The organism is Shinella daejeonensis, assembly GCF_024281235.1.
GTDB lineage: Bacteria > Pseudomonadota > Alphaproteobacteria > Rhizobiales > Rhizobiaceae > Shinella > Shinella daejeonensis.
Genome location: NZ_JAHWXY010000002.1, coordinates 1 through 25,558, shown reverse-complemented (window position 1 = coordinate 25,558; position 25,558 = coordinate 1). Strand labels below are relative to the sequence as shown.

Here is a 25,558-nt window from a genome sequence, read left to right as displayed (position 1 = left end):
CGGTATTGTGGCCCCTTGCGAGGAGTCGCAACACCCTCTTCCGCAATTATCTTTGCGGATAGATTGAAATGTCAATATTTGTTTTGTATGAGGCGATATGCGGGGAGGACGCATTGTCGGGCCGTCGCCAACGATCCGCACTCCGCGCGAGCGACAACACCCTAGCGGAGCCCGAGGATGAAAGCCAAACTTGGCATTGCCCCCATTGCATGGTGGAACGACGATCTGCCTGAAATCAGCAGCGACATCTCCCTCGAAGGATGCCTGGCCGAAGCCCGCGACGCCGGCTTCACCGGAATGGAGACCGGTCGCCGCTTCCCGATGGAGGCGGACGTCCTGCGACCGGTGCTGGATGCGCACGGCATGCAGGTTTGCGGCGGCTGGTTCTCGGGCCTGCTGCTGGACGGCGAGATCGAAGCGGAGAAGGATCGCATCGCGCAGCAGATGGCGCTGTTCAAGGCCGTCGGCGCCCCCTGCATCGTCTATGGCGAAACGGCGGGGACCATCCAGGGCGACCGCAACGCACCGCTGGCGACGAAACGGAGGCTGAGCGAGGAGGAGATCAGGGTCTACGGCCGCAAGATGACGGCCTTCGGCGAATGGTGCGCCGATGAGGGCATGCCGATCGCCTATCATCACCATATGGCCGCGCCGATCGAGACGGAGGAAGAGCTCGACCTGCTGATGAAGCATTCCGGCGAAGGCCTCCCCCTGCTTTTCGACGCCGGCCATATGGCCTTTGCCGGCGGCGACGTCCTGCGCGTCATCGACAAACATCACAAGCGCATCACCCACGTCCACACCAAGGACGTCCGCATGCCGGTCATCGAGGCGCTGGACCGCACGCGCGAAAGCTTCCTCGACGCCGTCATCAAGGGCGCCTTCACGGTTCCCGGCGACGGCAGCCTCGATTTCGAGGCCATCGTAAAGCGCCTCGCCGCCTATGGATACGAGGGCTGGTTCGTCATCGAGGCGGAACAGGATCCGGTGAAGAACCCGCCGCTGCAAATGGCCCGGATCGGCCACAAGGAACTGATGCGCGTCATGGCTGCCGCCGGCTACGTCGTCGTTTGATCGCCGCAAAATTGGAATGATGGGCTTGCAACAATCGTTGCAAGCCCCTCTCTTCCATGAAAGGCAGATGGTCGTTTTCGCTGCAGAGGAATATTTATCCACTTGTAAACAAATGATTTTCTGAATTGAAAGCCTGCCTTTCGCTTTCTCTTCGGACATGAAATAAATATTGTTATTTTAATTTTATCGCACTAAACTTTGCATTGCGCCGTTGATCGCCACCTGTCGGCAGCGAGTCGCCCACCCGGCCATATCGGCCGGCGTCTCATTCATTCCCGGAGGAGAACAATATGAAAAAACACGCAGCGGCAATCGCCCTGTCCCTGACGATGCTTTCATCGGCTCATGCCGAGACGATCGGCGTTTCGATGGCCCTTTTCGACGACAACTTCCTGACGGTCATCCGTAACGGGATGCAGAAACACGTTGCCGGGCTGGAAGGAATGACCCTTCAGATCGAAGACGCCCAGAACGACGTGTCGAAACAGCAAAGCCAGGTTCAGAATTTCGTCGCCTCCGGGGTCGACGCGATCATCGTCAATCCCGTCGACACCGATGCGACGATCGCCATCTCGAAGATTGCGGAAGAAGCCGGCATTCCGCTGGTCTACGTCAACCGCCAGCCGATCAACGTCGACGAGTTGCCGGCCAATCAGGCTTTTGTCGCCTCGAACGAAGTCGAATCCGGCACGCTCCAGACACAGGAAGTCTGCCGGCTGCTCGGCGGAAAGGGCGACGTCGTGGTCATCATGGGTGAGCTTTCCAACCAGGCGGCACGGCAGCGCACCCAGGATATCAAGGACGTGATCGCAACCGAAGAATGCAAGGGTCTGAACATCGTGGAGGAGCAGACCGCCAACTGGCAGCGCACCCAGGCGCAGGACCTGATGTCGAACTGGATAACCGCCGGCATTGAGTTCGATGCCGTCATCGCCAACGCCGACGAAATGGCGATGGGCGCGCTCCAGGCGCTTAAAGCCGCCGGCCGCGATCTCGATACGGTGGTCATTGCCGGGATCGACGGCTCCCAGGACGTTCTGGCGGCAATGAAGGCCGGCGAGATCGAGGTCACGGTTTTCCAGGATGCGTTCGGACAGGGTGCCGGCGCTGTCGACACCGCCTTGAAGATCATCCAGAATCAGCCCTTCGAGCAGAAAACCTATATCCCCTTCCAACTCATCACGCCGGCGAACATGCAGGATTTCATGAGCCGCAACGCCGACTAAGCGCAATTCCCGCAAAAACCGGAGCCGGTTTTTCGACCGGGTCGAACAAAAAAGATAGGGTATTTCCGCCGATCCCGTTGTCGCCGGAAATGCTCTATCGTGCGTTTCGCGTCGTCAGATCCCCCCGGCGCCTTCGTTTCTCCATGGAACAGCCAGAAGATTGGATACGATGATTTCGCTTGCCGCCGATGGCATGACGACGGTGTGTGTCACGCACGAGATAGCCGTCCGGCTGCATCATGGGCCGCCGCCGTGCGAAAGCTTTCAATCCAGGCCCTGTCCGACCACCTGCGAAACGGCCCCGTCAGGCATCTCGGACGCGGAACCCGTCTGTCTTGCCGCCTCGAATTCCACCGCCATTTTCGGCCGCGTGTCGACCGAAAGACGGAACACATCCGGCCGGGCATAGTGGCCTGCGACATCGAGATCGTATTTGCCGCGCACGATCATGCGGCGATCGATCTCGGCCAGCCTGATGGTCTCGCCGGTGAAGTCCGGCTCGACAAGGACATTGCCGAGCGGATCGACGATGCAGGAGCCGCCGCGGATCAGAACCGTCGAGGGATCGTCGCCCTGGACAGGAGCGTAGTCGGCGGGTCCGTCCGCGCGCGTCAGATACTGGCAGGCGGAGATGACGAAGCAGCGGCCTTCGAGCGCGATCGTACGCATCGTCGGCAACCATGTATCGCGATCATCGACCGTCGGCGCGCAATAGAGTTCGACCCCTTGCGCATACATGGCGGCCCGCAAGAGCGGCATGTAGTTTTCCCAACAGATGACGCTGCCGATCCTGCCGATCGGCGTATCGACAACACCGATGGTCGAGCCATCGCCGAACCCCCAGACCAGACGCTCCAGCGCCGTGGGCATCAGCTTGCGGTGCTTGTAGAGAAGCTTGCCGGAAGGCGCATAGGTCAGGGTCGAGCAATAGAGCGTGCCGCCGTCCCGCTCGATGGCACCCACCACGAGGTGGACACCCGCATCCCGCGCGATTTCACCGATGCGCGCGGCTTCGGGGCCCGGCAGATCGATGGCGCTCTCGAAATACCGACGGAACTCCTCGCGGCCCTCGGGCGTGCGGCTGCCCAGCCGCGCCCCGAAGTCGAGACCCTTCGGATAACCGCCGACGAAGGCTTCGGGAAACACGACCAGATCTGCTCCCTGGGCGGCGGCGTCGCGGGTAAGAACCGACAGTTTTTCAACCGTTCCGGGCGTATCGAAGAGAACGGGGGCGGCCTGAACGACAGCGGCTTTGATGGGGGTCATCGGATGCTCCTGAAATCAAACAACGGCCCGGATGCCGATCGAGGGCTGGGCGATGAGGTTGGCGAGTTGGGTGAGACCGTCCTCCAGCTCGCCACGATCCGGGGCGACGCCGAGGGAAATCCTGACTGCCTCGATCGGATGGGCGACGGTCGCGAAAGCTGAAGACGGCACGATCGAAACCCCGGCACGGTCGGCATATTCGGCAAAATCGTTGGCGCGCCAATGGGACGGAAGGGGCAGCCATAAATGATGGCCATGCGGATCGGCGGCATAGAAGATGTCACCGAGGATCGCGGCGGCCAGTTTCTGCCGCTCTGCGTTCTCGGCGCGGATCGCCTGCGTGATCGCATGGAGCGTTCCGTCGGAAACCCATCGGCTGGCCAATGAGGACAACAAGGGCGGCGCCATCAGCACGGTCGCGCGCAACGCTCCGGCGAGCCTCAGGGCGCCCGTTGCGCTCGGGGCGACGACATAGGCGACGCGCAGCGCCGGCGTGGCGCATTTGGACAGCGTTGCGATATGCCAGGTGATGTCGGGCGCGAGTTCCGCAATGGAGGGTGTCTGCTCCGGCCTCAGCGGCGCGTATGGGTCATCCTCGACAATCGGGATCCCATGCTTGCGCGCGATCCCGGCCAGAGCGCGCCGACGCTCTTGCGGCAGGGTCGCCGTCGTCGGATTGTCGATGCTGGGAATGACGTAGACAGCCTTTGGGGGCCGCTCCCGGCAAAGCCGTTCCAGAGCATCCGGCAGGATGCCCTGCGCATCCATTTCAAGCGGCGCAAGCGCGAGTCCCTTTTGAAAGGCAACGGCCTTCAGGCCGGGATAGGTCATCGCTCCGGTCGCGACGGTGTCGCCATGACCGAGAAGCGTGTCGCAGATCGCGAAGAGCGCGCTTTGCGCGCCGCTCGTGACAACGATCCGGTCGGACGTCACCCCCTTTATCCTGTCGGCGAGCCACCCTGCCGCCGCCTGCCGGTCCGGCTCCGCACCGGTGCTTTCCTGATAATGCAGACAGAGCAGCCCGCGCGGAGTACCGAGCACGGCGCTGATGCCCTGCGGAAAGAGCTTGCGAAAGTCGATCCCCGCCGGTTGCGGGGGAATATTCATGCTGAGATCGATCAGGAGCGGCGCATGCTGGCTCGTTTCACCTTCCGGTGCTTCGCTGATGAAGGTTCCGCGTCCGGCCTGTGCCTGCACGAGACCGCGGCGTCGCGCCTCGTTGAAGGCGCGGGTGACGGTGGTCAGGTCGACGCCGAGCGCTTCGGCGATAGCGCGCTGGGGCGGCAGCCTTTCACCCGGCATGACCATGCCGGATCGGATATCGGCCTCAAGCGCTTCGACGATACCAAGGTACTTCATCCGCGCGCTTTCGAGCAGCCTTGGCTTCCACATGCGCCTCTCCCGTTACGTATGGTATAATTGCATACGGTATTCTTACCATGTATGGCTTTCGATGCAAAGAGAGCCAAGCTGCATGGTGTCGATCCAGTCCTTCGAGGGGCCGGACCAAACGGGGACCTCAAGGGACGGAAACGAATGCGATCACCTGCTTCAACGCAGCCCGGACAGGCAGCATATACGCTGGAAGTGACGGGCAAGGCCATTTCGGACATCGAGACGGCACGAGCGACCATACCGCCGGGAACTCCGGTCAATATCGCGTTTCTCGGCAACGAAGATCATGGCCAGCGCATCAATGCGGCACGCGTGATCCGCGCCTGCGGCTTCGAGCCCGTTCCGATCATTTCCTCCCGGCGATTGCGATCGCGGCAGGACCGTGACGATCTTGTCGGGGAACTCGTAAAGAGCGCCGATCCGCAACGTTTCATTCTTGTCGGAGGCGATCCCGCTTCTCCGGCCGGCCCTTACAAGGACTCATTGGCGCTTCTGGAGAGCGGGATCCTCGAACGCCATGCGATCCGACATGTCGGTATCGTCGGATATCCCGAAGGGCATCACAGGATCGCGCCGCAGGAACTGGACAGGGCCTTGCGATGGAAGGTCGCCTTCCTTCAGGAGGCCGGCTGCACGGTGGAGATCACCACCCAGTTCGGATTCGATGCCGACGCGGTCGTGCATTGGATCGAGCGGCTGCGGACAGCAGGGATCGATGCGCCCGTTCGTGTCGGGGTGCCGGGTCCTGCGGACGTCGGCAAGCTCCTGCGCTACGCGCGTCAGTTCGGCGTGGTCTCTTCAGCCGCGATCGCGCGCCGCTACGGGCTTTCGCTTGCCAATCTCCTCCGTCGCGTCGCGCCTGACCGATTTGTCGATCGGCTATACGCGGGGATGCAGGACAAAGATCTCGGCGTCGTTCTCTTCCACCTCTATCCTTTCGGCGGAATGATCGACGGTGTTCGCTGGATGAACGATCATTTGCTGGAGAGGCGGCCAGACGCTTCCACCAACGAACGGAACCCGTGAGATGCGGGTTCTGTCCGTCTGCCATACAATCAGCCTCGGCAGCGGAAGAACAACGCCAGGGAGATGAGGTGGAGAGGCACGCTCATGCCGGACGACTTTTCGGATAAAGTCCGGTCGTGGGCGCACTGCCGGATATGACGGGGGGTTTCTCCCTTCCAATCCTGAGCAGGCGCAACGCATTGGCGATGACGAGCAGGGACGAGCCCGACATGGCGATAGCCGCGATCAGCGGCGTGACATGGCCCAGGATGGCGATGGGAACGGCGATGACATTATAGGCGATGGCCAGACCTATGTTCTGGCGGATCAACCGTCCGGCCTGCACGGAGACATCCAGGGCAAGCGGCACGGCCGCGAGACTGTCGCGCAGGAACACCAGATCGGCGACATTGCGACCGATATCGGCTGCACTGGCGGGAGCCATCGACACATGTGCCGCGCCAAGCGCCGGCGCGTCGTTCAGCCCGTCGCCAACCATGAGTGCCTTGTGGCCGACGTCGGCCATTGCGGCGATGCGCGCGACTTTCCCGGCGGGCATCAAGCCAGCCGCATATTGCCGGATGCCGAGGCTTTCCGCGACGCTCCTGCAAACCGCTTCGGTATCCCCGGAAAGCATTTCAACAGACTTTCCTGCCTCTCGAAGCCGCTGAACGGCCTGTGCGGCGTCCGGCCTGGGAGCGTCCTCGAACACGAAACGGGCGCGTTCGATGCCGTCCCGAGAAAGGATCGTTCCGGGCTGCGAGGAAATCGCGTCACTCCCCTGCCCGAGCGCCCATTCCGCCCTGCCCAGCCGCCAGATCGATTGGCCCGCCCTGCCCTCCATGCCGGAGCCGGGGATTTCGGTCACTTCGTCGAAATCGACCATCGCGGGCTCTTCACCGGCGCTGCGAGCGATGGCCTGCGATAGCGGATGGCGCGATTGCCCGCCGAGAAGGCCCGCAACGGCAAGTGTGTCCGGCGGGACCTCCCCGACATTGACCAGTCGCGGTTGCCCCATGGTCAGCGTGCCTGTCTTGTCGAAGATCACCGCGTCGATTTCGGTCAACCGTTCCATCGCGGAACCATCGCGCACCATCACGCCCTGTTCGAACAGGCGGCGGGCGGCGACCACCTGAACGATAGGCACGGCAAGGCCGAGGGCGCAGGGACAGGTGATGATGAGCACGGCAATGGCGATCGTTATGGCCTTGTGCCAGTCGCCATCGATCGCCATCCAGCCGAGAAAGGTGACGAAGGCCGTCAGATGGACGACCGGCGCATAGAGCGCCGAGACGCGGTCGGCGATGCGCCGGTAACGTGTACGGCCACCTTCGGCCGCCTCCATCATGCGCATCATTTCGGCAAGGAAGGAATCGTCCGCGCGCGCGGTCGCCTCCAGCGTCAGGGGACCGGTCAGGTTGAGCGTTCCCGCCCGCACGGCCGAGCCCGGTTCGACAGGCTGGGGGCGACTCTCGCCATTGACCAGCGAGCAGTCAAGATCGGAGGCGCCGCTGGCGACCCGGGCATCGACCGGGATGCGCTCGCCCGCGGCGATTAGCAACCGGTTGCCCGGTTCGATCTCGCTTATCGGCCTGTATTCCCGATTGCCGTCCCCGGTGATCATGATCGCGCCGCGCGGGGCAAGGCGCGCAAGACCGAGTACGGCCGACCGCGCCCTGTCGCGCATCATATGATCCAGCGTACGGCCGATGAGGAGGAAGAAAAGCAGCGAGACGGACGCATCGAAATAGGCATGATCTCCGTGGTTGAGCGTCTCGTAAAGGCTCAGCACATAGGCAAGGGTGACGCCGATGGCGATGGGCACGTCCATATTCATGCGCCCATGCCGCAACGCCTGCCAGGCGGAGCGGTAGAAGAACCTTCCGCCGAAGGCCAGGGCCGGCAACGCGATCAGTGCCGAAACCCAGTGAAACAGGTCCCGCGTAGGCCCGCCGGCGCCGGACCAGACCGATACGGACAGCAGCATGATGTTGCTGGCGGCAAAGCCGGAGACGGCAACGCCGAGCAACAGGCCGGACAATGTCTTGTCCTTCTGCTCGCCGGCCTCGTCGAACACATGCGGCGGATAGCCGAGCCGGGTCAGGGTCTCCGCCAGGGGCGGCGGGCTGGCCTCCCGAAAGCGCACCCAGACGCGCTTGGTCGACAGATTCACGCGGGCGCTGACAACGCCCTCGAGGCGCAGCAGACCTTGCTCCACGGCGTGGATGCAGCCGCCGCAATGGACGGCAGGCACCGACAGTTCGATCTGCGCGGTTCCGTCACCCAGATTGCGGGCGGCATGGCGCAGTTCGTCGGAAGAGACGGAGCCGCCGTCGACGACGAACTCGGCGCCGGGTGCGCAACAGCTCATTGGATCGTTCCGTTGCGAAAGGTCAGCCGTCGCGTATCCCGATAGGGATGGGCAAGGCCGGCCTCGCTATCCACCTCGACGATCCACAGGCCGTCGCGCAGCTCCACCGATCCGGAAAAGGAAGCATCCGGCTGGCGTGTCAATACCACCTCCTGATCCTCGGAGGCGTGCGTGGGCCGGCGGAAGCTCGCCGTCACGCGCGTTGCCGCCATCACGTTGCCGATGCTGTCGACCAGCCGGTAATGGACCTTGCCGTCCACTATCGTGAGTTCCGGCTTCCAGCCAAGCGCCATCTGGGCTCGGCCCTCTGCCGCCTTTTCGTTGAACTGCCGGCTTGCGATATGGGTATTGCCGACGACCATTCCGGTCCAACTCGAGCGGGCGAAGAAAGCCATCGTCAGGTTCACGACGATGATGACCGAGAAAAATGCGACCATGATCGCCAGCATATGCCAGCCGGTAAACTGGCCCTTTTTAGCCTGGCTTTTCATCGGCGCGTCTCCGGTGCATCGAAGGTGGCATCGTAGCGATCGCTTTCGGTGCCCGCCTTGTCTTCCACGATAAAGGTGAAATGCTGCGTCTGGCCGGCCACATCCGCACGCGGCTGGCGTACGAAGACCTTTAGCGTTGTGAGCTGATCGGGATCGGCCTCGACCTCAAAGGAGCGCGCCGTCGTCTGGTCCATGCCCACGACGCTTAACTCGGCGCCGGGAAGGCCGTCCAGACTGACGGTGATGGTCCGCGGCTCGGGGATCATATTGAGCAGCTTGACCGTGTAACCGTTACGGATCGATCCGTCCGACAGGACGACGAATTGCGGGTTGCGATCCGCCAGGACATTCACCTGGAGGCGGTCGCGCGTCATCAGCGCATAGACCAGAGCCAGCCCTACGAGCGACCATGCCGCGAAATAGATCACCGCCCGCGGCCTCAGAAGCTTCTTCCAGTGGAAGGTGACGACCTTGTCCGACAGCTTGCCGTTATCGTCGCGAACCTTTTTCGGATCGATGGCCGATGTGCCGCCGGCCGTCGCCAGCGCCATGTTGGACTCGTATTCAGCCAGTGTCGCATAGGCGATGAGGCCGCGATCCTTGCCGATCTTGTCCATGACGCTGTCACAGGCGTCGATGCACAGCGCGCAGGTGATGCATTCCAGCTGCTGTCCATCGCGGATGTCGATGCCCATCGGACAGACCGCCACGCATGCATTGCAATCGACACAATCGCCAACCGACTGCCCCGCGGCCGCTGCTTTCTTGGCGCCGCGGTTGCGCGGTTCGCCCCGCCAGTCGTTATAGGTGACGGTGAGCGAATTCTCGTCGAGCATCGCCGCCTGAATGCGCGGCCAGGGACACATATAGGTGCACACCTGCTCGCGCATCAGTCCGCCGAACACATAGGTGGTGCCGGTCAGCACCGCGACCGTCATATAGGCGACCGATGCGGCGTGCCCGGTGAAGAGATCGCGCAGCAATGACGGCGCGTCGGCGAAATAGAAGATCCACGCCCCGCCGGTCGCCACTGCTATGGCGAGCCAGATTGCGTGCTTGGATACCCTCTTGGTCAATTTGTCGAACGACCATGGCGCGGCATCCAGCTTGATGCGGGCATTGCGGTCGCCTTCGATGGCGCGCTCGACCACGAGGAACAGATCGACCCAAACGGTTTGGGGACAGGTATAGCCGCACCAGGCGCGTCCGACGGTCGATGTCACCAGGAAGAGCCCGAAGCCCGCCATGATGAGCAGGCCGGCCACGAAATAGAACTCCTGCGGCCAGATCTCGATGAAGAAGAAATAGAACCGGCGGTTGGCGAGATCGACGAGCACCGCCTGGTCAGGGGCGTAAGGGCCTCGGTCCCAGCGCACCCAGGGCGTGATGTAGTAGATGCCGAGCGTGACCAGCATCACCAGCCACTTGAAACGCCGGAACTGGCCCGAGGCCCTTTTGGGGAAGATCTTCTTGCGGGCTGCGTAAAGCGACTGGCGCGTCCGGGCCGAATTCACCGCCGTTGCGTCAAATGTCTCGATTTCCGACGTGTCGAGCATTTCCACTTCTCCTGTCGTTTTCCCAGGCGGCGTCGAAACCGAACGCCAGGCCGTGCCCCTCCCAGCACGCCGTTGTGTCAGAACCCACGCGGCTCCCTGTCTATTCGCCGCCTCCAAGCGAGTGGACGTAGACCGTCAGTTCCTTGACGGTGGTGTCGCCGAGGCGAGCCCCCCAGGCGGGCATGACGCCGTGTCTCGGCGCGCGGACCTGTGCGGCGATCTCCGATGGCGTCGATCCATAGAACCAGATGGCGTCTGTCAGGTCGGGTGCGCCAAACTCGCGGTCGCCCTTGGCGTCCTCACCGTGGCAGGAGGCGCAATTCTGCGCGAAAACCTCGCGGCCGGCAGCGATGTCCTCACTGCTCGCATTGCCGGCCGTATCCGCAAACGTCGCTACGAACGAGGCTACCTGCGCGATCTCGTTGCGCTGGAGGATGTCGGCGAAGGCCGGCATTTCCGAGTATCTCGTATCCGGATCTTCGGCAAAGCGAATGCCGTGAGCAATGCTTGCGCGGATGTCCTCGGGACTGCCGCCCCACAGCCAGTCGTCATCGTTCAGATTGGGATAGCCGGGCGACCCTTGAGCGCCGGAGCCATGACACTGCACGCAATTGACCCGGAATGCCGCGGCGCCCGCTGACGCGGCGAATGTACGCAACCGGTCGTCGGCAAGGATTTCCTCGACGCTCCGGGCAGCGACGGCCGCCACATAGTCGGCTCTGGCGAGTTCCGCGGCATCCAGTTCCGCGCGTATTTCGGCGCGGCTGGAATACCCGAGCAGGCCCGACGTCGCCGTGGTGATCAAGGGCCACGCCGGATAGGCGATCATATAGGCCACGGACCATGCGATCGTCACATACCAGGTGATGAGCCACCAGCGTGGCATCGGATTGTCGAGTTCCCTGATTCCGTCCCATTCATGGCCGGTGGTGGAAACGCCGGTTACCTCGTCGATCTGCTTGTCGCTCATGTCAGTCGTCCTTGAAAGGAATGTGAGCGGCGTCCTCCGCCTTGGCGCGGCTGCCGGGACGGAAGGCGAATATCACGGCTCCGATGAAGAACAGGGTCATGCCCAGCAAGCCCCAGCTGTCCGCAAAGAGCCGCAAGAAGGTGTAGGTTTCCATTCCGTTTCTCCTCAGCGATAACCGGCGGCTTCGTCATAGGTCGAGAAATCGACCAGCGTTCCAAGCACCTGGAGATAGGCAATCAGCGCGTCCATTTCCGTCAACGCCTGCCGGTTGCCGTCGAAATCCGCAACCTTGGCCTTCGGATAGCGTTCCTCCAGCCCGCTGGTATCGGCGTCCGGATCGGCCTGCGCCCTCAAATCCGCTTCCGCGTTGGCGATCATGTCGTCCGTATAGGGAACGCCCACCCGGCGGTTGGCGACAAGATGGGTCGAGAATCCTTTCACGCTGACCGGTTTGTCCATGAGGAAGGCATAGCTCGGCATCACCGATTCCGGCACGACGGAGCGCGGCTCGATCATGTGCTGCACATGCCATTCGTTCGAATAGCGGTCGCCGACGCGCGCGAGGTCGGGACCGGTGCGCTTCGATCCCCACTGGAAGGAATGATCGTACATCGATTCCGCCGCAAGGCTGTAATGGCCGTAACGCTCGACCTCGTCGCGGAACGGGCGGATCATCTGGCTGTGACAGGCGTAGCAACCCTCACGGATGTAGATATCGCGCCCGGCAAGCTCGAGCGGCGTGTAGGGCCGCATCCCTTCGACCTTCTCGATCGTGTTCTGCAAATAGAAAAGCGGCACGATCTCGACGATGCCGCCCACCGTGACGACGGCGAGAGAGGCAAGCAACAACAACGTCGCATTCTTTTCGAGCGTGGAGTGTTTCTTGAGCAATGACATGGATCGCACTCCTATTCGGCAGGCTGGGCCGTGGCGGCATTCGCCGGCAACGCACCGCCCATGGGCACTTCATCGCGCATTCGGCCACGGATGGTCTGATAGACGTTCCATGCCATCAGGAGGCCGCCGACGAGATAGAACACTCCGCCGCTCACACGCATCACGTAATAGGGGAACATGGCCGCCACGGTTTCAGCGAAGGAGTAGACCAGGAAGCCCTGCTCGTCGTATTCGCGCCACATCAGACCCTGCATGATGCCGGACACCCACATGGACGATGCGTAGAGCACGATGCCGACCGTCGCCAGCCAGAAGTGCCAGTTGACCATGCGAATGGAATAGAGCCGCTCGCGGCCCCACAATCTCGGCGCCAGGTAGTAGACGGCGGCAAACGAGATCATGCCGTTCCAGCCCAGAGCGCCGGCGTGGACATGCGCGATGGTCCAGTCGGTATAGTGGGAGAGCGAGTTGACCGCCTTGATCGACAGCATCGGGCCTTCGAAGGTGGCCATGCCGTAGAAGGCGATGGCGGTCACCATCAGGCGCACGATCGGGTCGGTACGGATCTTGTCCCAGGCGCCGGAAAGCGTCATCAGGCCGTTGATCATGCCGCCCCAGGACGGCATCCACAGCATGATGGAAAACACCATGCCGAGCGTCTGCGCCCAATCGGGCACGGCCGTGTAGTGCAGGTGATGCGGGCCAGCCCAGATGTAGAGGAAGATGATCGACCAGAAGTGGACGATGGAGAGGCGATAGGAGTAAACCGGCCGGTTCACCTGCTTCGGCACGAAATAATACATCATGGCGAGGAAGGGGATCGTCAGGAAGAACGCCACCGCATTGTGCCCGTACCACCACTGCGTAACGGCATCCTGCACGCCGGCAAAGGCGGAGTAGCTCTTCGAGCCGACGATCGACACCGGGATGGCCAGGTTGTTGATCACATGCAGCATCGCGATGGTGATGATGAAGGACATGTAGAACCAGTTGGCGACGTAGATATGCGGCTCCTTGCGCCGCAGCACGGTCCCCATGAAGACGGCCAGATAGGCGACCCAGACGATCGTCAGCCAGATGTCGACATACCATTCCGGCTCCGCATATTCGCGGCTCTGGGTGATGCCGAGCAGATAGCCGGTCGCGGCCATGACGATGAAGAGCTGATAGCCCCAGAACACGAACCAGGCGAGATTTCCGCCGAACAGGCGGGCGCGACAGGTGCGCTGCACGACATAGAAGGAACTGGCGATCAGGATATTGCCGCCGAAAGCGAACACCACGCCCGACGTATGCAGGGGGCGCAGGCGGCCGAAATTGAGCCACGGCTCAAGATTGAGATCGGGAAAGGCAAGCTGCGCGGCAATGGCCACGCCAGCGAGGAAGCCGACAACGCCCCAGAACACCGTGGCGATGACGCCGTAGCGGATCGGGCCATCGAGATAGCTCGAAGGATCCACCGGTTTTGCAGGCTCGAAGCTGGTCTTCTTCAGCAAAAGGACAGTGAAAGCCGCAAGCACGAAGAACGTGATCCACATATGCTGCCGGAACGGTTCGTCAACCGCGAATCCCGCCCCCAGGAGAGCCATGAAACTCAGCAGCGCTGAGAGGCCGATCTCTCTTCCGTACGTCATGAACTGGTTTCCCTCGTCATAATAAACGGCCCCCAACCTGAGCCGATGCGCATTCCATTTGCAGCGAACCCGCGAGTTCCTGTCAAGCGACGATTGCGAAAATCGGACCCGCCACGACACGAGCGACGCGCCTGCTGTCACAGCCGACGTCGCGAACTTCGCAGCCGCAGAACGGCCCGTTTATCACCCACCAAACACACGTACAATGCGACATAATGTATGGCTGCAATAATGTCTGAAACAGGCGTTCGCCGGCATCAGGCACAAGCATGCGATGGGGAGCGCCCGAACGGAAAGCGGGACGGGACGGGCGACAGCGGGGCAATCCGCGTAACAGCTTGCCGGGATACGATTCACCGCCGTCTGTCAAGATGGAACGCACCGCGCCCCCCCCGGCTCCTTTCCAGCCTGCGGCGGAAGAGTTGCGTCAGCCGTCGCCTCAAGACAACGCCTCAGGACCGGCGGATCGATCGTGGCCTCAGCATTTTTGTAGACCATGCCGGCCACTGCAATTCCTGTGGCGCATGGAATTTCACCATGCATATTCCCTGAATGTATGGATATCATCACACTCCCCCGCGTCGCGGAACCTATGAGGCGGCACCCTGCAGGAGGTCCATGCCGCTGGCCTCTGCGGTGCGCGCGGCGGGGGCGTTGTCGAGCGCGCGGCGGGCGGTCGACCGCGTGAGGCCCATAGCCGCTTCAGGCTCGAATTTTCATCTTGTGTGAGAGCCATACACTTCTTATATTACGATCAATTGCATGTGCATCTGTATGCGTATAGAGCATTTTTGTATGGCGATTCTCCGCGAGAGGAACCGGAAATGGCAAATCACGAACCTTCAAAGATCGGCCTCGGCATCCGTCGGGGCCTGAGGCTGCGTTGCCCGGAGTGCAGACAGGGGCGACTGTTCGGACGTTTCCTGAAGATCGCCGAACCCTGTGAATCCTGCGGGGCCGACAACACCCGCTATCCGTCCGACGACGCTCCGCCCTATCTGACCATCGTCATCGTCGGACATGTGATCGTGCCGCTCGGGGTCCTGTCCTATGAGACATGGGTTCCGTCGATGTGGTTGAATTTGGGGATATGGACGTTACTCGCCAGCCTGATGACATTGGCGATGATGCCCTACGTCAAGGGAGCCGTCGTGGGGTTTGCCTGGGCGACGGGGGTGACGCGCGAAACTGCGCGACAATGAACGATCGTCGCGCTGCGCCATGATACAAGGGAACCGGGCGGGATCGTCGGAATCTCGATGATCCCGCTGCGCCGATCATGACCTCGGCCGGTATTTTCCAAATCGCAGAGGGACACCAAATGGATAAGGAACTGTTCGATAAGGGACTTGCCAAACGCAAGGCTACCCTTGGCGCCGACTACGTGGAACAAAACCTTGCAGCGGCGGATGATTTCACGCGCCCCTTCCAGGAAGCGATGACGGCATGGTGCTGGGGTTTCGGATGGGGAGATGAAACGCTATCGCCCAAAACACGATCGATGCTGAATCTCGCCATGCTGGGCGCACTCGGAAGAATGCACGAATGGGAGACCCATTGCCGGGGCGCATTGAACAATGGCGTAACGAAGGACGAGATCCGTGCCATCATCCACGCCGTGGGTATTTACGGCGGCGTGCCGCTGGCGCTCGAATGTTTCCGGAGCGCCCGCAAGATTCTTGACGAGCGGGCCGCGAGCTAGCGCGGACGGGCCTGCCTTGAGGCGCGCGCCGTTCCAGATCAGGAAAGAGATCGCCCATGCCCCACCGGTCGGAAAGTCGCGCCAATCTGTTTCGTGAAGGCCGGATGTCGGTCGGCCTTGTGCTTCCGATCCGCACGACCGATGCCGAGGATATCGACTTTCGCCAGCAGGTCGAACTGGCAGCGCTTGCCGAGCAACTCGGCTTTGCCGCTGTCTGGGTGCGCGATGTTCCGCTGAACGGGCCGTGGTATCCGGAAGCGTTCGGTCACCCGGACCCCTTCGTCATGCTCGGAACCATTGCCGCGGCGACCTCGCACATCACGATCGGCACCGCCGCAACCGTGCTGACGCTCCGGCATCCGCTCCATATCGCCAAGGCTGCAATCTCGCTCGACCGGCTGGCGCCGGGCCGGTTCGTGCTTGGTCTCGGATCCGGCGACCGGCGGGAGGAATTTGCGGCTTTCGGAGAAAATTCCGACAATCGCAAGGACCTCCATCGCGCGCATTGGGCCGAACTCGCCGCAGCGCTGGAACGGCCGTCACGCATCGTGCGGGCATCGCCCGATCCGGTGATCGCCTTCGAGCTTCGGCCCTCCGCGCAAAGCCTGATCCCCATGCTCGCCGTCGGCTCCGGCGGCCAGAGCCTCGACTGGATCGCGCGCAACGCGCCCGGATGGGTCACCTATCACCGCCCACCCCGGATACAACAGGGCCGCCATGGGCTCTGGCGAACGGCAGTCGAGCGTTCCGCCGGCGGCCGGTTTCGCAGCTTCAGCGTGGCGCTGCGCATCGAGCTTGTCGACGACCCGGCGGCTCCGGCCGAAGGCATCGACATCGGCTATCGCCTCGGCGCGCGGGAACTGATCGATGTGCTGGGCTCCATGCGGGATGCCGGCACCCACCACGCACTTCTCAATATCGTGCCGAATGGCATGCCGGCTCGTGAAAACCTCGAAATCATCGCCCGCGACGTTCTGCCGGCTCTGGGCTGAAGCCGCTTATCCATGTTTGACAAGCAGCGGCATGATTTCGGCCGCCAGTTCGTCCATCACTTCGGCAACCGGACGGCCCGATTGACGCAGGTTGACGGCGACATGGTCCACGCTCGCTGCGGCAAGCGCCTGAAAGTGGGCGATGATCGCATTGCGTCCGCCCCGCGCACCCAGCCGGATGGGCTCCATCGGAGCGTTGACGTCGGCGAGCAGATCGAGAAAGAAGGCGCTGAGAATGGCGCCCCGCCCCGCGGTGGCCTCCGCCCATGTCTCAGCCACCTGCGCGGTTCGCGCGGCCCCCATCGGATAGGTGAAGCGCCCGTCCATCCGGCTGGCCAGCCATTCGTTGCTCTGCTGGGCCTGTCCGGCCACCACCATCGGGATCTCGTGCTGAAGCGGACGGGGCAGCAGATCCAGCGTCGGGACCCGCTGGCCGTCGACCGGTAATCCGCCGGGCTCCCAGGCCGCACGCAGATAATCGACGGCGGTGCGGAAGTCCTGCCCGCGCGCCTCGAAATCCAGCCCCAGCAAGGGATATTCCACCGGCCGGTCGCCCGAAGCGACGCCGAGGATCAGCCGGCCGCCCGAAAGCACATCGGCCGAGGCCGCTGCCTTTGCGACCATCAACGGGTGGCGCAGCGGCAGCACCACGGCGGCAGTCCCGAGCGCGATACGGCGCGTGATCGCGGCGAGATAGCCGAGCAGCGTGAAGACATCGTGAACCGAGCCCGCATCGCCGAAATTGACCGTGTCGAACACCGGCACGTCGCGCGCCCAGACGGCGGCGAAGCCGAGCGCGTCCGCCTTGCGCACCAGATCACCCATCGCGCCGAGATCGGGCACACCGAAACGACGGCCGTCCGCCGCCCGCCGGGCCTCACCCGCAGGCGACCAGTCATTGTCCAGCGGCAGTTCGAAGCCGATGGTCATGCGATCCGGTTGCCGGATCAGGGTCATTGCATTCTTCTGTTCCATATCTTGTTCCATGAGCAGCGGGAGGCCGGCCCGGAGCCATGCGGACGGTTCCGGGCATTCCTTCCCTTGAAAATCACTCCGGCACCTGGAACCGCTGACAAGACCTCACGAGGTCGGCCGGCGGGTTCCGTTGGGTGCCCTTACTGAAGGATGGGCACATCATTGAGCAGATTGCGCAGATTGATCGCATCCCACGGCAGATGCTCGGTGATGCCGAGCCCGACGATCGTGGTGTTTGCGTCCAGGTCCTTCAGCAATCGGGCCAGAACCGCAAAGCTCATCGTTCCGGCCGGAAAAGCCTCCACCGGATCGGCCTCGGGCTGCGGTTCGCCGAAGAAGGTCGAGCGGAACGCCCCGGGGTCCAGCACATCCAGATCGAGGTGGATGGCGAGATGGCGGATGTCGTTGGCCCGGATCCAGTCGAGGACAGGGGCGCTGTCCGGATCGAGTTCCCCGGTGTGGACGACCGCGATGTTATGCCGGGTGACGACATCCCGCTCCTGATCAGTCAGGCGAACCGAGTTCAGACCGGCCAGCAGAAGCCGCGCCGGATCGAGCGGAACCTTCACCTGCGCCGCCATTTCCGGGTCGCCTTCCCCGAGCAGATTTCCAAGCACCATCGTATGTGCGTTGGGATAGTCCTTCGGCGTCTTCACGTCCGGATGCGCATCCAGCCAGAGCACGCCCAGCTTGCCGTCATAGCGCTGATTGAGATAGGCGAAGGGCGCCTGGTCGACCAGGCAATCGCCGCCGAACACCACCACCTTGTCCGGGCGGTGCGTTTCAAGCAGTGCGGCGGCCGCCTGCAACTGTTTCATCAGCGCGCCGCGATGGCGGACGCCGTTCTCCGTTCGGGCCGGCGCGCCATCGGGCGCGGGAACCGGAACCTCCACCGTCGGCCAATCGCTTTCCGGCGCAAGCCAGGCCAGAAGCCGAGAACCCAGATACGTGTTCGGATTATCGCCGCCCTGCCATTGCGGCATGACGAGTCTGAGCGTTTTTGATTGTTTGCTGGTCATCGTTTCAACCTCTCTCCTTCAGGTCAGGCCATTTCGAGTTCGCGCGGCTTGATATTGGCGACGGGGGTCAGGAGGCCGCTGTCGAATTCCGCAAGCTCCCGGGCCGCTTCGGCGCGGCGGGGAAAATCGGGATTGGCCAGCGCACCCCGGCCAAGCGCGATCACGTCGGCATCGCGGCCGAGCATCTCGCCGGCGCGGCCGAGATCATGCAGGCCGCCGTTGGCGATGATCGCGGCCTTCGGCGCGAACCGGCGCGCCAATGCGGCGAGACTGTCCCGCCCGCCCTCGAAAGCGGGCTGCCAGGCCTCGAATTCGGTGACATGGATGAAATCGGCACCGGCGTCGGCCAGCGAACCGAAGACGATCTCGGCATCCGCCTCACGGCCCTGCCACTTGTGGTAAAAATCGTTCACCTTGCCCTGCGAGATGCGCGCACCCAGCGGGACGGCGTCGCCGATTTGTGCGCGCACGGCCTTGAACACCGCCCGGAGGAATTCAGTCCGTTTCTGCGGGCTTCCTCCCCAGCGGTCGGTGCGGATATTGGCATAATCGGTGAGAAACTGGTCGATGAGATAGCCATTGGCGCCGTGGAGTTCGACCCCGTCGAACCCCGCGACACTGACCGCGCGCCGCGCCGCCCCGGCGAAGCCCTCGACCGCATCGGCGATTTCTTCATCGCTCATGACGCGGGGGACCCGAAACTCGCCCTCACCGTAATACAGTTCGCTCGGCTTGCCTTTCGGCTGGATCGCCGAGGGGCCGACGGTGCCTTCACGGAAACGGTTTGCGTAACCAAGCGCACCGGAATGCATGATCTGCGCGAAGACCCGCGCACCATGATGGCGGGCGGCAACGACGACCGGCTTCCAGGCCAGCGCCTGCGCCGCGTCGCTGATTCCGGGCTGGTGATGATAGCCTTGCGAGAATGCCTGGTCGGTATAGAGGCCCTCGGTGATCAGCAGGCCGAAGCCACCCTTCGCAAACCGCTCATAGTAGCGCCTCATCGTTTCGGTGGCCCTGCCATCCTTGTCGGCGCTCACCCGCGTCATCGGCGCGACCGCGAAGCGGTTGCGCAGGGAAAGAGAATTTATATCGGTTTTCGTGAAAAGCATCTCGACATTCGCCGCCATTGTCTGTTCCCTCGGATCCGGTGCACATCACTCTACCGCAAGAATTCTTGCGATATATCAGTCTGTCGTCGAACAGATGGGTAGACCGAAGGGCGTGCGCTAGTCGCGCTGGACGATAGGCTATATATCTATTATCGTTAAAGTTATGGATGTATCCGATGTCGCCCTCTTCTGTTCGATCGTCTCGACCGGCAGCCTCTCCGCAGCCGGACGGCTGGTCGACGCGTCCCCCATGGCCGTCAGCCGGCGGCTTGCCAAATTGGAAGGAGAACTCGGCGTCCGTCTGGTTCACCGGACCACGCGCTCCCTTGCGCTGACTTCGGAAGGCGAAACGTTCCTGCCGCTTGCCAGGGCAATGCTCGACGCACGGGATACGGCCCTGTCGGCCTTTGCCGAACGGCCGGAAGGGCTGGGAGGGACACTCCGGGTGACGGCTCCCAATATCATCGGCAGGACGCTGGTCGTTCCGGCGGTCGCAAGACTGATGGCGGCCCATCCGCTGTTGCAGGCCGATGTCACCCTGTCCGACGGGATCGTCGATATCGTCGCTTCGGGTATCGATGTCGCCATTCGCGTTGCGCCGCTCCAGGTCTCGGAGCTGATCGCCGTGAAACTTGCGGACAATCCGAGGACGCTCTGCGCCTCCCCGGCCTATCTTGAGGCCCATGGCCATCCGCAGATGCTTTCGGACCTCGACACCCATGCCTGCCTGACGCTGCACGGAATCGGTTCCTGGCTGTTCCAGCGTGATGGGCAACAGATCGCCCGGCCGATCAACGGCCGCCTGTCCGCCAGCAGCGCCGATGCCCTGCGCGCCGCCTGCTTGGCCGGAACCGGTCTCGCGCTGCTGACCTATTGGGACGTCGTGGGCGATCTTGCCGGTGGTGAACTGGTGGAAGTTCCCTTGCAGGACGCAGATCCGGTCAGCCTTGCCGTCTGGGCCGTGCTGCCCTCGCGCCGCCACATGCCATCCCGCGTAGGATGCTTTATCGAGGAACTTAGATCGAGCCTGATATCTCGTCCGGGCGCGTGACAGTCGACAAGCGCTTCATGGGCATGGCCGCAGGCGCAGTGGCGCGCATGAATTGCCGTAGATCGGGGAGCCTCGACCGCCCGTTAAATCGGGAAAGGTCTCCTGCCGTGCCCCTTAAGACTACCTTAAGGTACCTCTCATTTGTCCTCCCCTCATCACACATGTCGTAAGGACACGGCTTTGAGCAAGCATAACCGATATCCCGTTGCACTCGGACGACGCGCATTCCTTGCAGGCGTCGGTGCGCTGGCCTTGACCGGCTGCGCCTCCACACGTCCATCCACACCGGCCATTCAGCAGGCTGCGCCGCCCCGTCCGCCGCCGCGCGAGACACCTCCCATGTATTCCGCGCTGCCCAATGAACGTTTTCCGATCCCCAAGGTCGACGTCTCCAGGCTCGACCCCAAATGGTGGCGGACGGAGGTCGACTATCCGACCGACGAGACGGTCGGCACGGTAATCGTCGATACGCCGAACCGCTACCTTTATCATGTCCGGTCCGGCGGGCGGGCGGTCCGATATGGCGTCGGCGTCGGCAGGGACGGCTTTTCGTGGGCAGGGCGCGGCCGGCATATCGCCTACAAGCGCGAATGGCCGCGCTGGAATCCCCCCGACGAGATGGTCGCGCGCCAGCCGGATCTTGAACCGGTCAGCATCGCCAATGGCGGCATGGGCCCGGGGCTCCGCAATCCGCTCGGATCACGCGCTCTTTATATCCACGAAGGCAATCAGGACACGATCTATCGCATCCACGGTAGCCCGGAGGTATGGACGATCGGCAGGGCCGTATCCTCCGGCTGCATACGAATGATCAATCAGGACGTCATCCATCTGGCCGACAATGTTCGTGACGGAAGTCCTCTGGTGGTGATAGCGGACCCGGCCATGAGACATCTTCTGACCGCGTAAGGCACGTCACGATTTCCCCCGGTGGTTCCCATGGGGGAAGGGTCTGCCCTTTGGCCGGATCCGCGAAAAGCTTTCGGGCGGGCGATGCTGAAAGGCTTTGCCGCCTCGGAAATCGTGTGGGCGCGCAAGAGCAACAGGATCATCAGTCACCATCCGCGGCGCTTCGCCTTCGGGGAGGACTGGAAGATCAGCTCTTCCGCGACCGTCGTGAAGCATTGAAGGTCGGCAAGCATGACCGGGCCACCGCCACGCCCCTGTTGGCGGAGGCGCTCATGGACCCGGATGAAATCCGGATCGGCGTTGTCCGAAAGAAGGACCCGACCGACCCGGCCGTGCAGGAACTCATCGTGGATCGCCGCTATATCCGTGCCGACAAGGAAACGGGGCTGCTGATTGTCTTTGAAATCGGCGAACGCGGGTGGGAGGCCGTCACCGCCTACAACACGACATCTCGGGCCGGTCGGGTCGACCTGCGCACATTGGACCGGCGGCGCGGCGGCAAGCTCATTTATCAACGACCGAAAAAGTAAAAGGCCGGGGTGATCCGGCCTCAACGTCGGGGAGCTACCTGGACAACCACCTGTCTAGCGTGCCCGACATCATCATCCTAACGCAATGCGAGTCAAAATCCAATGACCGGCATTACCTACACCGTCACGCTCGAGGACGCCGAGGCCCGCGGCCGGCTCGATACCTTGCTTGACCGGATGGACCCGCGCGGGTTCTACAAGAACGTCGGCGAGCGCATCTTGAATCCGGCCAGCGATAATTTTGATCTGGAACGCGATCCGGACGGCATTCCCTGGGCGCGCTTAAGGCCGAAGACCATCCAGCGCCGGGAGGACAAGCGCCTGACGCCGATCCGCATCCTTCTCGCGCGGGCGGCTGGCCGAATCGCTGAACCTGATCGCCAGCGATGAGGATGTCCGGATCGAATCGCCGATGCCCCAAGCCGCGATCCACCAGCTGGGCGGCGAGATCAAGATGCCGGAGCGCACCGGCATGGTGCACCAGCACTATGATGCAAAGACCGATACCCTCGACCAGAAGTTCCGGAAGAAAGCCCGCGCCATTTTTTCCCGCGAGGTGACAATCAGGGCGCATACCATCAACATGCCGAAACGCTCCTACCTCGGCGTTTCGAAGGAGGACGAGGTCACCATCATCCGTATCGCCCGGGAGTGGCTTGGTGACGAATGACGGGACTTGCAGAATTCGGGCACCAGCGCGCGCGGCGACCCGAGAGGCCCGGATATACCGGATTTGGGGGGCGAGGCCCGTTAGACTCCCGTTAGAAACGGAACGCGGGCCTTTCCAATCGCGCATCCGGCCCGCAGATTTGCCGGCGGCTTGATTAGCGCCCCTGACGAGCGCATGTTGGTTGTCAGCGACACGGTTGAAAGCGCCCGGAACGACTTCCGGGCGCTTTGTCGTTTCGGGCCATGCATGGTCGCCCCGGTTGATTTCTGGAGCCTACATGTCCGCCGCCACCGCGACCGTTCGCCTCGAAGTTTTCCGCACCGGCACGTTCACGCCCATGGAGGGCGAGCCGATCACCTATTCGGCCGCCGACCGTTTGGAATTTCAGCAGCGCGGTTGCCCGCACGTTCGGGTCCAGTCGCGGTAGCGGCGGTACAGGCGGCGGCAGTTCCAGTTCGACGCACTCTCTGAGCGAAACGGACACGACCTCGGCAACGCAACGTCGGCTGGTCTATGCGGATGAGTTGGCGCGGACGCAAGAGCATGAACAGCGCCTGCTGGTCGCCAAACTGCCGCCGGCCCTCGGTCATCGCTATCCTTGCTTCAAGGACGACGTTCCGAAAGACCTCTGCCACAACCTGCGCGCATCCGTCTAAACGCATGGCCGGACTTGTCCGGCCATGCGTTTCCCCTTTTGAGTGACAGGAATGTTTCCCATGAAAGAGTGCGAAATAAAGAAGCATTTCCGGCTGGCGGTGACGCCTGCCAAGGATGAGCTAAAAATCCGCGACAAGGAGAATGCGCAGCGACGCCCGACACCGCCGTCCTAGGTGACGAGAGGGGTGCCTTCAGCATAGGCGGTTGTGGCGGCAGCCACGAACACCACCGCCGCAATCATCCGTTTCATGTCACGATCTCTCCTAGCCGCGAATTCCTGTCCCGAGACCGCCCGGACCTTGCTGTGATTCACGGCGTTTCTGGTCTGCCAGAGCTTTGTAAGCCTGGGCCTGCGCGCGGGTCGGCGTAGCCATGGGCGCGTTCAAGCGCTTTTTGAAGGCGTCGAAATCAGAACGACGCACGCGCGAATAGATTCGGGTTCCGTCCTGGGCAGCTTCGACACGGGGCAAAAGATTTGCGTCTAGCATTTGCCGTACGCGCTCAATGTGGATGCCAAGCTCTGATGCGATTTCGGGTGTCGTTACTGTAGCCAGGGCGACAGAGAGAATGTCGTGTGTCCGTTGCGCATCAAGGTAGATGCGCCCGCTCGACAAGTCTGTCGGTTCCGTCAGACCTGCGTCTATAGCGAGCTGATAAACCCGATCTTCAAACATTCTATATTCGATGCTTGCGGATCGGACGGAATGAAGATGACGTTGGCGTGTGGGAAGAACAAACGTTTCATCGCTGCCGATAGGAAGGTTTCGCTCGGCGATGCCCTGGAACAGCTCGATGACTCCCGCGAACTCGTCTTTGTCTTCGTTGCGCAATAACCAGCGGCGGAGCTTCCCAAAAAAACCCTGCATCTCAATCGCGAAGGGACGTTCCCGTGCAATAACTTCAGCGATCATTGCTTCAATGCGTTCCGGCCCGTGGCAGGCAATTTCGAAACCGTAATCGACCAGGCTTAATTCCCCACCCGGTGCCGCCGCACTTTCGACGAGTCCGTGCTGGATCGCGAAATGGCCGATGTTTCGGCAGAGATCGATTGCAACGTAGGCTTCGAACTGATCCAGGAAGTCATTGCTTGATTTCCCGTGGATGCGATTTTCCACATAGCGCGCGACTTCGACTGAAGCGGCTGAAGGCACTGTCACAGCCTCTTCTCGGAGACGCTCCAGGTTGTCTGCAACATAGCGAGCGAAGTCACCTTGAGCCTTTTTGTCAGCCGCAGCTTCTACAATGACGCAGCCATGCTCGACGCATGCCTCGACCGCTCGCGTCATCCATGCTGCGCGGACGTAAGGGCGTGTTTGTTCCCGTCCACGGCCGTGCTGGAGGTCAGCAGCAACGCATTTCGGGCAGTAACGGTGATAGGGCCCGACCCGCATGTCCCTGCTCATCAATGCAGGGCCAAGACTCCAATGCGAACCGACTCCGCTGCTTTTGATGTTGTAACAGGATAACTGTTCGGCGGGCACTCCTGACCACTCCGACAGCCGTTTGATTGCTTGTGGTTCTCCGCGCTCGAATGGCAGGGCACTTGTGCCGTTGAGCGAGAGAAACGCCTCCAGTGAGCGATAGCTGTTCGCCATTGCCAGGCGAGAAAGCAAGCTCTTGCGGGTCTCTTTATGATGATATTCCAGGGTGACGCGAAGGGTCATTTCGATGCCTTTTTCCTGGAGCGCTTCGGTTCTACCGGCTTGGGGACGAGGTCGATGAGAGCGTTGCTGCGATCAAGATCGACCCAAGCCTTCGCCGTAATGATGTTTTCAGAAGGCAGGCTGCCGGACGTGCGGCCGTAAACGAATTCGAAGTCCTTAGCAGTCACAGCGGAGTGATCTTTGGCCAGAGCCTTGTAGCAGGCTGCCCGGACCATCTCGATCATCGTACCAATTCCGCCGCCTGTCGCCTTCACCAGTCGCCCGAGGAAGTCGTGGGTCGTCAGTGCCTTGTCGACCTGCAGGCCGCAGTTGGCAGCGATGTGAACCGCCCCGGCTTTACCGGAGACCGTTTGGCTTAAGTTATGCGGCCATGGCTGGTGCGTCCAGCATGG

25 protein-coding genes and 1 pseudogene are annotated in these 25,558 nt (G+C 62.3%); 12 read left to right on the top strand and 14 right to left on the bottom strand.

Annotation, left to right across the window (positions count from 1 at the left end; translation table 11 throughout):
• Positions 1-177: 177 nt before the first annotated feature.
• A complete protein-coding gene (iolE, locus tag KYK29_RS06695) occupies positions 178-1,074 on the top strand; it encodes a myo-inosose-2 dehydratase (RefSeq protein WP_254690124.1) in 897 nt (298 codons plus the stop codon).
• A 290-nt stretch (positions 1,075-1,364) separates the two neighbouring features.
• Positions 1,365-2,300 carry a sugar ABC transporter substrate-binding protein gene (locus KYK29_RS06690; RefSeq protein WP_254690123.1) on the top strand — a complete coding sequence of 312 codons (936 nt, stop codon included), beginning with the start codon at positions 1,365-1,367 and terminating at the stop codon, positions 2,298-2,300.
• 264 nt (positions 2,301-2,564) lie between these two features.
• Here the strand turns inward: KYK29_RS06690 and KYK29_RS06685 are convergent, their stop codons facing one another.
• Positions 2,565-3,566 (bottom strand): carbon-nitrogen hydrolase family protein, encoded by a 1,002-nt coding sequence (locus KYK29_RS06685; protein WP_254690122.1) that lies wholly within the window; start codon positions 3,564-3,566, stop codon positions 2,565-2,567.
• Between the two features lie 15 nt (positions 3,567-3,581).
• A complete protein-coding gene (locus KYK29_RS06680) occupies positions 3,582-4,958 on the bottom strand; it encodes an aminotransferase-like domain-containing protein (protein ID WP_254690121.1) in 1,377 nt (458 codons plus the stop codon).
• A 144-nt stretch (positions 4,959-5,102) separates the two neighbouring features.
• On the opposite strand from KYK29_RS06680, the gene KYK29_RS06675 reads away from it, so the two are divergent.
• A complete protein-coding gene (locus KYK29_RS06675; RefSeq protein WP_254690120.1) occupies positions 5,103-5,987 on the top strand; it encodes a methylenetetrahydrofolate reductase in 885 nt (294 codons plus the stop codon).
• An 82-nt stretch (positions 5,988-6,069) separates the two neighbouring features.
• Here KYK29_RS06675 and KYK29_RS06670 read toward each other — a convergent pair whose 3' ends face one another.
• The 7 genes from KYK29_RS06670 to ccoN form a co-directional block, all read right to left on the bottom strand.
• Positions 6,070-8,337, bottom strand: coding sequence for a cation-translocating P-type ATPase (locus KYK29_RS06670; RefSeq protein WP_254690119.1), 2,268 nt, complete (start codon positions 8,335-8,337; stop codon positions 6,070-6,072).
• On the bottom strand, positions 8,334-8,828 hold the full coding sequence (locus KYK29_RS06665; RefSeq protein ID WP_254690118.1) for a FixH family protein: 495 nt from the start codon (positions 8,826-8,828) through the stop codon (positions 8,334-8,336). The genes KYK29_RS06670 and KYK29_RS06665 overlap by 4 nt, the downstream gene beginning before the upstream one ends.
• Positions 8,825-10,384 (bottom strand): cytochrome c oxidase accessory protein CcoG, encoded by a 1,560-nt coding sequence (ccoG, locus tag KYK29_RS06660; RefSeq protein ID WP_254690117.1) that lies wholly within the window; start codon positions 10,382-10,384, stop codon positions 8,825-8,827. The genes KYK29_RS06665 and ccoG overlap by 4 nt, the downstream gene beginning before the upstream one ends.
• A gap of 100 nt (positions 10,385-10,484) precedes the next feature.
• Complete coding sequence (ccoP, locus tag KYK29_RS06655; protein ID WP_254690116.1) at positions 10,485-11,354, bottom strand: cytochrome-c oxidase, cbb3-type subunit III; 870 nt, start codon at positions 11,352-11,354, stop codon at positions 10,485-10,487.
• 1 nt (position 11,355) lies between these two features.
• Positions 11,356-11,508, bottom strand: a complete 153-nt coding sequence (locus tag KYK29_RS06650) for a cbb3-type cytochrome c oxidase subunit 3 (RefSeq protein WP_254690115.1) — start codon at positions 11,506-11,508, stop codon at positions 11,356-11,358.
• A gap of 11 nt (positions 11,509-11,519) precedes the next feature.
• On the bottom strand, positions 11,520-12,251 hold the full coding sequence (gene ccoO, locus KYK29_RS06645; RefSeq protein WP_254690114.1) for a cytochrome-c oxidase, cbb3-type subunit II: 732 nt from the start codon (positions 12,249-12,251) through the stop codon (positions 11,520-11,522).
• A gap of 11 nt (positions 12,252-12,262) precedes the next feature.
• Complete coding sequence (gene ccoN / locus KYK29_RS06640; RefSeq protein WP_254690113.1) at positions 12,263-13,885, bottom strand: cytochrome-c oxidase, cbb3-type subunit I; 1,623 nt, start codon at positions 13,883-13,885, stop codon at positions 12,263-12,265.
• Positions 13,886-14,709: 824 nt separating this feature from the next.
• On the opposite strand from ccoN, the gene KYK29_RS06635 reads away from it, so the two are divergent.
• The 3 genes from KYK29_RS06635 (at position 14,710) to KYK29_RS06625 (ending at position 16,579) form a co-directional block, all read left to right on the top strand.
• Complete coding sequence (locus KYK29_RS06635; protein ID WP_254690112.1) at positions 14,710-15,087, top strand: DUF983 domain-containing protein; 378 nt, start codon at positions 14,710-14,712, stop codon at positions 15,085-15,087.
• A gap of 119 nt (positions 15,088-15,206) precedes the next feature.
• Positions 15,207-15,587 carry a carboxymuconolactone decarboxylase family protein gene (locus KYK29_RS06630; protein WP_254690111.1) on the top strand — a complete coding sequence of 127 codons (381 nt, stop codon included), beginning with the start codon at positions 15,207-15,209 and terminating at the stop codon, positions 15,585-15,587.
• Between the two features lie 56 nt (positions 15,588-15,643).
• A complete protein-coding gene (locus tag KYK29_RS06625) occupies positions 15,644-16,579 on the top strand; it encodes a TIGR03571 family LLM class oxidoreductase (RefSeq protein ID WP_254690110.1) in 936 nt (311 codons plus the stop codon).
• Positions 16,580-16,585: 6 nt separating this feature from the next.
• Here KYK29_RS06625 and KYK29_RS06620 read toward each other — a convergent pair whose 3' ends face one another.
• From KYK29_RS06620 to KYK29_RS06610, 3 genes are all read right to left on the bottom strand, one after another.
• Positions 16,586-17,554 (bottom strand): TIGR03571 family LLM class oxidoreductase, encoded by a 969-nt coding sequence (locus tag KYK29_RS06620; RefSeq protein WP_254690109.1) that lies wholly within the window; start codon positions 17,552-17,554, stop codon positions 16,586-16,588.
• Between the two features lie 140 nt (positions 17,555-17,694).
• Complete coding sequence (locus tag KYK29_RS06615) at positions 17,695-18,573, bottom strand: arginase family protein (RefSeq protein ID WP_254690108.1); 879 nt, start codon at positions 18,571-18,573, stop codon at positions 17,695-17,697.
• 23 nt (positions 18,574-18,596) lie between these two features.
• Positions 18,597-19,703 (bottom strand): NADH:flavin oxidoreductase, encoded by a 1,107-nt coding sequence (locus KYK29_RS06610; RefSeq protein WP_254690107.1) that lies wholly within the window; start codon positions 19,701-19,703, stop codon positions 18,597-18,599.
• A 145-nt stretch (positions 19,704-19,848) separates the two neighbouring features.
• Here KYK29_RS06610 and KYK29_RS06605 point away from each other — a divergent pair, with 145 nt between their 5' ends.
• From KYK29_RS06605 to KYK29_RS06580, 6 genes are all read left to right on the top strand, one after another.
• Positions 19,849-20,736, top strand: coding sequence for a LysR family transcriptional regulator (locus KYK29_RS06605; protein ID WP_254690106.1), 888 nt, complete (start codon positions 19,849-19,851; stop codon positions 20,734-20,736).
• Between the two features lie 180 nt (positions 20,737-20,916).
• Entirely contained in the window at positions 20,917-21,645 is a 729-nt protein-coding gene (locus KYK29_RS06600; protein ID WP_254690105.1) for a L,D-transpeptidase, read from the top strand.
• 116 nt (positions 21,646-21,761) lie between these two features.
• Positions 21,762-22,175, top strand: a complete 414-nt coding sequence (locus KYK29_RS06595; RefSeq protein WP_254690104.1) for a PBECR2 nuclease fold domain-containing protein — start codon at positions 21,762-21,764, stop codon at positions 22,173-22,175.
• 102 nt (positions 22,176-22,277) lie between these two features.
• Positions 22,278-22,565 (top strand): phage virion morphogenesis family protein, encoded by a 288-nt coding sequence (locus KYK29_RS06590; protein WP_254690103.1) that lies wholly within the window; start codon positions 22,278-22,280, stop codon positions 22,563-22,565.
• On the top strand, positions 22,531-22,845 hold the full coding sequence (locus tag KYK29_RS06585) for a phage virion morphogenesis family protein (RefSeq protein WP_367880986.1): 315 nt from the start codon (positions 22,531-22,533) through the stop codon (positions 22,843-22,845). The genes KYK29_RS06590 and KYK29_RS06585 overlap by 35 nt, the downstream gene beginning before the upstream one ends.
• 277 nt (positions 22,846-23,122) lie before the next feature.
• Complete coding sequence (locus KYK29_RS06580) at positions 23,123-23,272, top strand: hypothetical protein (protein WP_254690102.1); 150 nt, start codon at positions 23,123-23,125, stop codon at positions 23,270-23,272.
• A 493-nt stretch (positions 23,273-23,765) separates the two neighbouring features.
• Here the strand turns inward: KYK29_RS06580 and KYK29_RS06575 are convergent, their stop codons facing one another.
• Both KYK29_RS06575 and KYK29_RS06570 read right to left on the bottom strand, forming a co-directional pair.
• Positions 23,766-25,166: a TniQ family protein gene (locus KYK29_RS06575; RefSeq protein ID WP_254690101.1), complete on the bottom strand. Its 1,401-nt coding sequence runs from the start codon at positions 25,164-25,166 to the stop codon at positions 23,766-23,768.
• Positions 25,163-25,558: pseudogene (locus tag KYK29_RS06570) on the bottom strand (hypothetical protein); the annotation flags it as partial. The pseudogene KYK29_RS06570 and the gene KYK29_RS06575, both read right to left, overlap by 4 nt.